General features: G+C 68.6%; 10 protein-coding genes. 2 read left to right on the forward strand and 8 right to left on the reverse strand.

Annotated elements, in window-relative coordinates; translation table 11 throughout:
* Positions 1-129: 129 nt before the first annotated feature.
* The 6 genes from JJL56_RS30470 to JJL56_RS30495 are packed head-to-tail and all read right to left on the reverse strand — an operon-like array spanning position 130 to position 5,975.
* Positions 130-1,134, reverse strand: coding sequence for a phosphotransferase family protein (locus JJL56_RS30470; protein WP_200487589.1), 1,005 nt, complete (start codon positions 1,132-1,134; stop codon positions 130-132).
* Complete coding sequence (locus tag JJL56_RS30475) at positions 1,106-1,735, reverse strand: HAD family hydrolase (RefSeq protein WP_200487590.1); 630 nt, start codon at positions 1,733-1,735, stop codon at positions 1,106-1,108. The genes JJL56_RS30470 and JJL56_RS30475 overlap by 29 nt, the downstream gene beginning before the upstream one ends.
* A complete protein-coding gene (locus JJL56_RS30480; protein WP_200487591.1) occupies positions 1,732-2,334 on the reverse strand; it encodes an SIS domain-containing protein in 603 nt (200 codons plus the stop codon). Before JJL56_RS30480 ends, JJL56_RS30475 begins: the two co-directional genes overlap by 4 nt.
* 11 nt (positions 2,335-2,345) lie before the next feature.
* The gene (locus JJL56_RS30485; protein ID WP_247891335.1) at positions 2,346-3,941 is read right to left on the reverse strand and encodes a PfkB family carbohydrate kinase; all 1,596 of its coding nucleotides are present in this window, start codon (positions 3,939-3,941) and stop codon (positions 2,346-2,348) included.
* Positions 3,938-4,963: an NAD-dependent epimerase/dehydratase family protein gene (locus tag JJL56_RS30490; RefSeq protein WP_200487592.1), complete on the reverse strand. Its 1,026-nt coding sequence runs from the start codon at positions 4,961-4,963 to the stop codon at positions 3,938-3,940. The genes JJL56_RS30485 and JJL56_RS30490 overlap by 4 nt, the downstream gene beginning before the upstream one ends.
* 4 nt (positions 4,964-4,967) lie before the next feature.
* Positions 4,968-5,975, reverse strand: a complete 1,008-nt coding sequence (locus JJL56_RS30495) for an NAD-dependent epimerase/dehydratase family protein (RefSeq protein ID WP_200487593.1) — start codon at positions 5,973-5,975, stop codon at positions 4,968-4,970.
* A gap of 246 nt (positions 5,976-6,221) precedes the next feature.
* On the opposite strand from JJL56_RS30495, the gene JJL56_RS30500 reads away from it, so the two are divergent.
* The gene (locus JJL56_RS30500) at positions 6,222-7,514 is read left to right on the forward strand and encodes a nucleotide sugar dehydrogenase (RefSeq protein ID WP_200487594.1); all 1,293 of its coding nucleotides are present in this window, start codon (positions 6,222-6,224) and stop codon (positions 7,512-7,514) included.
* Between the two features lie 22 nt (positions 7,515-7,536).
* Here the strand turns inward: JJL56_RS30500 and galE are convergent, their stop codons facing one another.
* Positions 7,537-8,538, reverse strand: coding sequence for a UDP-glucose 4-epimerase GalE (gene galE, locus JJL56_RS30505; RefSeq protein WP_200487595.1), 1,002 nt, complete (start codon positions 8,536-8,538; stop codon positions 7,537-7,539).
* A 290-nt stretch (positions 8,539-8,828) separates the two neighbouring features.
* Here galE and JJL56_RS30510 point away from each other — a divergent pair, with 290 nt between their 5' ends.
* Entirely contained in the window at positions 8,829-9,230 is a 402-nt protein-coding gene (locus JJL56_RS30510) for a DUF6165 family protein (protein ID WP_200487596.1), read from the forward strand.
* An 81-nt stretch (positions 9,231-9,311) separates the two neighbouring features.
* On the opposite strand, the gene JJL56_RS30515 is transcribed toward JJL56_RS30510, so the two are convergent.
* The coding region (locus JJL56_RS30515; protein ID WP_200487597.1) for a glycosyltransferase family 4 protein at positions 9,312-10,390 on the reverse strand (1,079 nt) is incomplete at its 5' end.

Below are 10,390 nucleotides of genomic sequence, written 5' to 3' on the forward strand. Positions count from 1 at the left end.
TGCACGTGCCTCCCCGGCGGTTGGGGCGGCGGCTGGAGGGGTGGATTGCCGAGATTCCCGAGTTCGGAAAAGGCCCGCCGTTTCCTCTGTCCCGTCTAAGGAGTTGCAGTAAAACATTCGTTAATTCCCTCAGTCCGCAGCGGCGTTGAGCAGCCTGCGCGCCTTCGCCTCCTGCACGGCCAGCACCGCTTCCCGATCCTCCTCCACCCCGGCATGCACGCGCTGCCGCCAGCGTTCGGGAAGAAATTCGTTCAGCACGATCATGCACCAGCGCAGGGCGTACAGAGGCAGGGCCGCGTCCAGACGGACCCCGAAGGCGGGGTCGCGGCTGTAGACCGCCTCCGCCCCGGCGCGGAAGCGCAGGCGCAGGGGACGGTCCAGATCCATGCCCGGATGGAGCAGGAAGTCGACCGTCAGTTTCACCGGATCGTCCCAGCCGAAATACTCCAGATCCAGAAAGGTCAATCCGCCGTCCAGGCGTCGCCGGGCGTTGTGGAAACCGAAGTCCGATGGGCTTAGCGTGCGCAGGCCGGGCGGCAGTTCGGTGTCCCGCGCGATCCCGAACGGGGCCAGCAGCCGGTCGGCCCTGGCGGCGGCGGTGGCGAGGCGGGGGGCGACCTCGTCCTCCAGGAAGGAGCCGAGGCGGTCGGCAGCTTGGTCGAGCAGCCGTCGGCGGCGGCGTTCGATCTGCGCCACCAGCTCCGCGGTCGAGAGGCATGCCTCGGCGGCTAGGGGTAGGGAGTGTGCGTCTCCGGCCTGCGCCAACTCCAGAAGCCGGCGGGCAAAGTCCAGGGCGGCGTCGATATCGGACGGTCCCGCCGGCAGCGCCGGCCCCCCCTCCACCCATTCGTAGAGTGCGGCGCCGAGCCCTCGGTCGGCAGCCAGCAGCCGTGGCGCCGCCGGCTCGCCATGGCGAGCCAGAAAGGCGCAGGCCGCTGTCTCGACGCCGAAGCGGTCGTGCCCGCCCGCATGGTCGGCGTAGAGCTTGAGGGCGAAGGAGGCGTCCACCGTGTTGATGCGGTGGACGCGGCTGTTGCGCCCGCCATGGATGGGGTGGGCCGCCAGCACCGGCCGGCCCAGTAGGGCCGCCGCCGCCGCCGCCGGATCAACCCCGGTGCTGGCTGAAGACGGCATGGGCGATGGCGTTCCAGGAGGCATGCCGGTGGAACGGCCCGGCGGCCGTTGACCCTTCGGGGGCCAGCAGGTGACGTTCCACGCCCGGCGGAAAGGCCGGGTCCGTGAAGAGCTCCGGCAGGTCGTCGACGAAGCGGCGGCAGCCGCTGGCGGCGATGCGGGCGATCTTGCCGAAGCGCGTGGCCTCGAACAGAACGCGGTCCGGCGACAGGCCGGTGTGCGGCGTGTCGAACAGCCCGGCGCCGTCCATCCAGAGCAGGGCCGCCTCGCGCAGGTTCACGCGGTACGGATCGAAGTGGCCATATTCGGTCTTGTGGCTGATGACGGCGACGGGAACGCCTTCCCGCCGGCAGAGCGCCAGGAAATCCAGGACGCCTTCGAACAGGCGCGCCCGCTCCATCAGGCGCCCGTAGACCTGCCCTTGCAGGCCCATCCACCCGGCGTCGCCGGCGGGCGAGTCCTGGATCGCCCGGCGCACCGCCCGCTTGTCCCCGGCGAAGCCGGCGGGGACAAGCCCCATCTCGATGGCGGCGGGAGCGAAGACATGATCGTAGCAGGCGATCGTGTTGTCGAAGTCGATCCCGATCCCGCCCGCGATCATGCGAAGGCCGGCTCCACGCCGGGTGTGTTCGTCCGCATCAGCGTGTCCAGGACGGCGTGACAAAGGCTGAGATGGATGATCTCGACGAAGCCGTACTGGTGCGAGGCGACATGGAGGTTCACGTCGCCCATCCGGCGCAGCGGGTTGTCGGCGTCGAAGCCGCTCAGCGTCGCGACGGCGCAGCCGGCGGCGCGGGCGGCGCGCACGGCGGCCAGGATGTTGGGCGACCGTCCGGAGCTGCTGATGGCGACCAGCAGGTCTCCCGGCCGGGCGAACATCTCGATCTGACGCGCGAAGACGTTCTCGTAGCCCAGGTCGTTGCCCAGGCAGGTCAGGGCGGCGCCGTCGTTGAAGGCTTGCGTCGGGATTCCGCCGTTCTTCGTGTAGTCGATGGCGACGTGGCTGGCGATGGCGGCGCTGCCGCCGTTGCCGACCACCATCAGCTTGCTGCCGTCGGTCCGGGCGCTCTTCGCCCGCGCCATCATCCAGGCCAGGGCATCGTTGACGCCGATGGCGGTTCCATCCTCGGAGTTCGCCTGCGTGGCTGCCGCCAACCGTCCCATGGCGGCGAAGTATTCGTGCAGGTCGGGTTGATGCATGGACCCTTTTCCTAACGCAGCAGCGACGCAACGGATTTGATCAGCGACGTCTTGTCGACGGATGTCCGGTGCCCGACGATCCCCACCTTCAGCGCGCCCGCCACGTTGCCGATGAAGGCGACATGGCGCAGCTTGCCGCCGGCCGCCATGAGCGGCGCGGTGACCGCGAGGAAGGCGTCGCCCGCCCCGACCGTGTCCACCACGCGGTCGGCGAGGGCCGGCACCTCGCAGGGCGGCTCGCCATGCACAAAGCCGGTGCAGCCGCGCGACGCCTGGGTGACGATGATGCGCGGGCAATGGATGGCCGGCGCCAGCCGGTCATGGATGATCGCCTCGACGCTGTCGTGCTTGCTGCCGGAGGCCAGCCGCGCTTCGGCGGCGTCGATGCAGACGTAATCGGCGCGCGGGTACTTGGTGATCAGGTTGTAGCCGAAGTTCGCGCTGTTGGTCTGGGTGTTGACCGCCAGGAAGCGCGCGTTCTCCACCAGGGCGCGGACGACCGGGGCGGTGATCATGCCGTGCCCGAAATCGTTGACCAGCACCAGATCATAGTCGCGCGCGGCCGCCGCGATCCGCCCGGCCAGCTCGTCTTCGAGCGCGCCGCCGAGCGGGGTGTCGTCCATGTAGTAGACCTCGAACAGCTTGCGCATCGAGGACTGGTCGATGTAGCGGCACTTGCGGGTCGTCGGACCCTTGTCGCGCATCAGGGTGCGCAGCCGGACATTCGGCTTCATGTGCGCGGCGACGAAGTCGGCGTGGCTGTCCTCGCCGCCCAGCACCGTCAGCACATCCACCTCGCGGCACAGGCTCGCCACATGGTTGGCGGTCGCCAGCACGCCGCCGGCGAACAGCTCGCCCGACTGGTGCAGCGTCGCGATGAGGTTCTCCTTGGGAGTCTTGCTCATCGGCTGGACGTAGCGGTATTCGTCGATGATCGTGTCGCCCACGACCAGCACCCGCATCGACGCGACGCTTTCGATCAGGTCGCGGATCTCGTCCAGCCCGCCCTCCGCCCGCAGCTCGTCCAGGAAGCCGCGGACCTGCGGGTCGAAGGGATTGAAGAAGCGGTTGATCAGTTCGGTCGAGCTGAAGGTGATGTTCTCGGTGAAGGCGATGGTGCCGCCCAGCCGCTCGACCAGGCGCCGCTCATCGACGATCTTGCCGGTGAGATCCTGCGCGCTGTCGGCGTAGTCCTGCCCCTTGACGTAGACGTTGGGTTGGATCGCCTCGATGGCCGGTTCGGCGGAGGGGCCGGTGTTGATGGCGACGCAGTCCACGAAGGACAGCGACGCCAGCATCTCCATCCGCAGCGTCTCGGTGAAGACCGGGCGGTTCGGCCCCTTGTTCACAAAGCGGTCGGGCGTGATCGTCACGATCAGCACCGTGCCGTGGCTGCGCGCCTCCTGCAAATGGCGGACATGCCCCATGTGCAGCAGGTCGAAGCAGCCGTGCGCCAGGACGACCGTTTCGCCGGCGGCGCGGGCGCGGTCGGCGAAGGCCGCGGCATCGGCCAGCGTCTTCATCTTGGCGCCCAGCAGGTCGGTCATGCGCGCCCGGCCGGGTGCCGCCGCCATGACCCGGTCGGATGCGGACGGCGGAAACGTCATGGCGCGGTCCCCCCCGGCGTACCGAGATACTTGAACCAGCTCGCGGTCGCCGTCTGGATGCTGTCCGGCGTCCACAAGGGAGCCTCGGCCCAGTAGTCGATGTTGGCCAGGACGCGGGCGACGCCTTCCTCGAAGCTGATCTCCGGCTGCCAGCCGGTCTGGTCGCGGATCTTGGAAATATCGGCCCAGGTGCAGTCGGGCTCGCCCGGCCGCTTGGGAATGTAAACGGTCTCACCCCCCAGCAGCTCGACCAGCCGGTTGACCGGCTGCGGGTTGCCGCCGCCGACGTTGTAGGCTTCCCCCGTCCGTTCCGTCTCCGCCGCGCACAGGAAGGCGCGCGCCACGTCGCTGGCATAGACGAAATCCCGCGCCTGCGTCCCGTCCCCCACCACGGTGAAGGGCGTGCCGGCGAGCTTCTGGCGCAGGAACACGCCGAACACCGCCCCGTAGGCGCCCGAGGTTCGCGAGCGGATGCCGTAGGCGTTGAAGATGCGGATGCTGTTGGCCGGCAGGCCGTAGACGGCGTTCCAGTGGAAGACCGCCTGCTCGCCCTGGTACTTGCTGAGCCCGTAGGGGTATTTGGGCCCGATGGGATGGTCCTCCCGCGTCGGCACCCCGGCCAGCCCGTAGCATGTGGACGAGGCGGCGTAGACGAACTTCGCCACGCCGGCCGTGCGGGCCGCCTCCAGCATCCGCACGGTGCCCATGACGTTGGTGTCCATGTACTCCGTCGGCTTTTCGATCGACGGGACGATGTCGCCGATTCCGGCGAAATGGAACAGGTAGCGGGCCCCGGCGACCAGGGACGAGTCCGGTTCGACGGAGCGGATGTCGCGGATCTCCACGGACAGGTCCGGGTTGCCCGCATGGTGCGCCAGGTTGGCCTCGCGGCCGCCCACCAGGCTGTCGATGACGCGGACGCGGAAGCCGCGGGACAGCAGGAGATCCACCATGTGGCTGCCGATGAATCCGCAGCCGCCGGTCACCACCGCGACGGGAGAAGTCGGGCCGGTCGTCGTCATCGCCTCAACCCTGCCCCGTCGCCTTCAGGCGACGGACGTTGACGTAGCGGTCATCGGTCATGCTGTCCGGGATCTTGCCGGCCTTGAAGGCGGCGCACAGGTCGCGCACCGCGTCCTCCACCGATCGGTGCGGCTCGAAGCCGAGGGCGCGGCGGATCTTGTCCGAGTTGACGTGGTAGGAGCGCTTGTCGTCGGACGGCGTGCGGACGATCTCGATCTCGCCCAGTTCGGGGAACTCCTCCATCACCACCCGGCGGACCACCTCGGCGATGTCGGCGATGGTCATGTTGCGGTAGCCGGCGTTGAAGGTTTCTCCGGCGATCTTCTCCGCGGGCAGCTCCAGCAGGAGAACGTAGAGATCGACCATGTCCTCGATGTGGATGTTCGGGCGCATCTGGTCGCCGCCGAACACGGTGATCTTGCGGTTGTTGACCGCGTGGTTGGTCAGGATGTTGACCGACAGGTCGAGCCGCAGGCGCGGGGCGTAGCCGCACACCGTCGAGGGCCGGATCGTCACGCAGGTGAAGCCGTCGGACTGGTGCCTGAACAGCAGCGGCTCGCACATGCCCTTGAATTTGTTGTAGAGCGTGAGCGGCACCAGCGGGTGGTCCTCCGTCACGTCCGGCGCGTCGCTGACGCCGTAGACCGAACTGGTCGAGGCGTAGATGAAGCGGCGCGCACCGGCCTCCTTGGCCGCGACGACCATCGGCTCGAAGCACTCGTAGTTGATCGAGGTGCTGAGTCCCTCGTCCAGCTCGAAGCTCGGGTCGTTGGAGATGCAGGCGAGATGGATGACCGCGTCGACGCCGACGCAGGCGTCGCGGAAGGTGGCGGTGTCACGGATGTCGGCCTCGACGACGCGCAGGCGGGGGTTGTCCTTCGGGAGATGCTCCGAGCCGAAATACATGATGTCGTACACCGTGACCCGATGGCCGGCCGCCAGCAGCCGCGGAACCAGGGAGCTGCCGACGTACCCCGCTCCGCCGGTGATCAGCACGTGCTCGAACTGCATGAAAGAACTCTCCCGGCCGTCGATATCATTTCCGCGCCCGAAACAGCAGGTGCGATGCAAGTGGAAGAAGACGCTAACCACCGTAAACCAACCATTAATTCATAAGCCATGGGCATAGCCAGAAGCAAATGACCCCGCCCCGTCCGGCGCTCTACGCTCCATCCGGCCACTTCCCCGCTCCCCCGTGGGGAGGGAACGTGTATAAGACCTCCCTCCGTTTCGATACCCTTCAGGAAGTCCGCTATCATGACCCTCGCCCGCCGCATCTCGGTGATCGGACTCGGTTATGTCGGCCTGCCCGTGGCCGTCGCGTTCGGTCGGGCGGGGGCGCCCGTCGTCGCCTTCGACATCGACGCGCGCCGAATCGCCGCGCTGCGGGACGGTCACGACCACACGGGCGAGGTTGCGGATGCGGACCTGGCGGCGGCCGGGCTTCACCTGACCGACGATCCTGCGGATCTGGCGAAGGCCGATTTCCACATCGTCACGGTGCCGACCCCCATCGACGATGCCCGGCGTCCGGACCTGCGCCCGCTGCTGGCCGCCAGCCGCACCGTCGGGCGGCACCTGAAGCGGGGCGACGTGGTGGTCTACGAATCCACCGTCTATCCCGGCGCCACCGAGATGGACTGCGTGCCGGTGCTGGAGGCCGAGTCCGGCCTGACCTACGGGCGGGACTTCACGGTCGGCTACTCGCCGGAGCGCATCAATCCCGGCGACAGGGAACACCGGTTCGAGACGATCACCAAGGTCGTTTCCGGTTCCGACCCGGCGACGCGGGCGCTCGTCGCGGCGGTCTATGGCAGCGTGGTGAAGGCCGGCGTGCACGAGGCCGCCTCCATCGCCGTGGCGGAGGCCGCCAAGGTGATCGAGAACACGCAGCGCGACGTCAACATCGCCCTGATGAACGAACTGGCGGTGATCTTCCACCGCATGGGCATCGACACCCGCGACGTGCTGGCCGCCGCCGGCACCAAGTGGAATTTCCTGAAGTTCCAGCCGGGTCTGGTCGGCGGCCACTGCATCGGCGTGGACCCCTACTACCTGACCCACCGGGCGGAGCAGCTGGGCCACAACCCGGAGGTCATCCTGGCCGGACGGCGCATCAACGACACCATGGGCCAGTATGTGGCGCAGGAGGCGGTGAAGCGGCTGCTGCGCCGAAGCGCCGGGCAGGCCGGGCCGCTGCGGGTGACGGTGCTGGGGCTCACCTTTAAGGAGGACGTGCCCGACATCCGCAACACCCGCGTGGTGGACATCGTGGCCGAGCTGATGAGCTTCGGGGCGGAGGTCGCCCTGCACGACCCGCTGGCCTCGGCGGAGGAGGTCGCCCACGAATACGGCCTGACCCTGACCGCGCGGGATGCCCTGCCGCCCGCCGACGCGGTGGTGCTGGCCGTCCCCCACGCCGCCTACCGGGCGGAAGGCTGGGAACTCGTGGCCGGCCTGCTGAAGGGACGCCAGGGGCTGGTCATGGACGTCAAGGGGCTGCTCGACCGCGGCGACGTGCCGGACGGCGTGGATCTCTGGCGCCTCTGATCCCAGCGGTCCGCCGGCCCCGTCACGGAGCCAGCGACCGTTCCCAGGCGAGCGCGTCGCGGACGATGACGTCCAATCGGTCGCGCTTCGGGACCCAACCGAGCCGCTCGCGAATCCGGTCGGCGGCGGCGACGAGCTGGGGCGGGTCGCCGGGGCGGCGGGGGGCGAGGGTGGCGGGCACCGGCTCGCCACTGACCTCCTCCAGCGTGCGCACGACCTCGTGGACCGACGCGCCGTGCCCGTAGCCGCAGTTCAGCGTCAGGCTTTCGCCGCCCCGCCGCAGATGGAGCAGCGCCAGCACATGCGCGTCGGCAAGGTCGCTGACGTGGATGTAGTCGCGGATGCAGGTCCCGTCGGGCGTGTCGTAGTCCGTGCCGAAGATCGACAGCGCCGGCCGGCGTCCGAGCAGGGCCTGGCAGGCGACCTTGATGAGGTGCGTGGCGGTCGGCGTGGCCTGCCCGGTGCGGCCCGCCGGATCAGCCCCGGCCACGTTGAAGTAGCGCAGGATGACGCTGCGCAGCCCGTGCGCCGCCCCGGCGTCGCGCAGCATCTGCTCCGTCATCAGCTTGGACGCGCCGTAGGGGTTGATCGGCGCGGGCGGCGTGTCCTCGTCGATCGGCACGCGCGTCGGCGCGCCGTAGACCGCCGCGGTGGAGGAGAAGACCAGGTTGCCGATGCCCAGCCGCCGGCAGGTGTCGAGCAGGGTCAGGCTGTTCGCCGTGTTGTTCCTGTAGTAGGCGAGCGGTTTTTCCACCGACTCCGGCACGACGATGGAGCCGGCGAAATGCATGACCGCATCGACCCCATGCTCGCGGATGACCCGCTCCAGCAGGTCGGCCGACCCGATGTCCCCTTCGACCAGGGGAACGGTGTCCGGCACGGCCGCGCGCCGGCCGGTGGAAAGATTGTCAATGGTGACCGCAGGCAGGCCCGCGTCGGTCAGCGCGTGAAGCACATGGCTGCCGATGTAGCCGGCCCCGCCGGTCACCAGAACCCGGGGAGATGCGGCTGTGGCGTCGGACATGCTGCGTGCATCCTTCCTGTTTCGGCCTGCTGTGTCGCCCGTGCGCGCCCGGCACGGCGTCCCATGCCCGGCGGCTTTTCCTCAACTGCCCGCTGCGAGACGTTCTGTCAATCCGACCCGAATGGTTTTCCCGTCGGCAAGAGGAGGCGCCGCTTGGAGAATCGGAGAGTGCCACCAAAGGCATGCCATTTTCGTGGTCGTCCGTGGATCGTTGACAGGGGGAGGGTCACAGGGTAACAGCCGTCGATGGAGTGGCATCCCGATGCGGCTCAAATCGAAAGGTTCAGGCCATGGCAGACACCGTTAACCCGCCCCTCGTAGAGATCGCTATCGGGGAATTGATCGACAAGCTCACGATTCTTCAGATCAAATCCGAACACATTCAGGAGCCTGCGAAGCTCAAGAACATCCTGTTCGAGATCGAGCTGCTGAACGAGGCCCGCCGGCAGAGCGTCCCGGAATCCCCCGAACTGACCCGTTTGGAAGTGGAGCTGAAGGCGGTCAACCAGCAGATCTGGGACATTGAGGACGCGGTGCGCGACTGCGAGCGCAACCAGCGCTTCGACGAGCATTTCGTCGCCCTGGCCCGGTCCGTCTACAAGACCAACGACAAGCGGGCTGCGGTGAAGAAGCGGATCAACGAGCTGTTCAATTCGCGGATCGTGGAAGAGAAAAGCTACGCCGCTTACTGATGCCGACGGACTACGCGGCGGACTGCCCCATTTCTCCCGTTTCCGTCCCTCACCCTGGAGGGACGGAAACGGGACGCGCGATCAGCCGCGCCGGCGCACCCCGGCCCGGTACAGAACGCCGAGAACCATCCGGCGCAGAAGCCAGAACGGGCTGTTTTGAATCGACTCCAGCGCCTCGCGCGTGGTCGCCAGGGCACTCTGGCAGCGCAGCAGTTCCAGCTTGAGTTCGGGCACGGTATCATTTCCGGGTGATGGTGCGGAAAGCGACGATTCGTCACCTGGACCCGCCGTCCTGACCGCCACGGCGGCTTCAGCGCGGAGCTGGATGTTCTCCCGATTCAGCGTTTGCTTCTCGACCAGCAGCCGCTTCACCTCGTTCCAGACCGGCGTCGGCTTGGGCAGGGTGCCTTCGCCGATGCGGCGGGCGGCGTCGGTCAGGGCGTCGGCCATGGTCCTGGCCATGGCGTCGAAGGTGAAGCGTGCGGCCTGCTCCAGCCCGCGGGCGACGAGACCGGCACGGCGCTGCGGATCGCGGACCGCGGCGATGGCGGCGGCCATGCCGGCGGCATCGTCCTCGCCGACGAACAGCGCGGCGTCGCCGGCCACCTCGATCAGCGAGGAGTTGGCGCAGGTGATGACCGGACAGCCGCAGGCCATCGCCTCCACCACCGGCATGCCGAAGCCCTCGTAGCGCGACGGGTAGGCGAGCGCCTCCGCCCCGGCGTAGGCCAGCCGCAGTTCCTCGTCGCTCACCGACAGCCGCACCACCGGAACCTCGGGCGCCAGCTCGCGGAACATCGGCTCCACCTCCTTGGCCCCGCCCACGCACAGCACCGTCAGGTCCCGTGTCGCCGGGCCGCCCGTCGTCGGATCTCTCAGGCCGAGCGCGCGGAACAGCAGCAGGCCGTTCTTGTAGCCCTGGTAGCCGGTGCGGTCGCCGACCATCAACACGTAGGGCCGGTCGAGCCCGTGCGCCTTGCGGAAGGCCGCGACCTCCGCTGCCTCCGCCGGGCGGAAGGCCTCGCCCACCCCGCAAGGCGCCACCGCCGTGCTGCCCGCCGCCACGCAGGGAAACAGCCGCTCCAGGTCGCGCGCCGAGTTGTGCGAGATCATCACATGCGCCGCGGCGTGCTGGATCGCCCGGCGTTTCTCTTGCCACG

Origin of the sequence: Azospirillum aestuarii (genome assembly GCF_016632405.1) — a bacterium.
GTDB classification, from domain to species: domain Bacteria; phylum Pseudomonadota; class Alphaproteobacteria; order Azospirillales; family Azospirillaceae; genus Azospirillum; species Azospirillum aestuarii.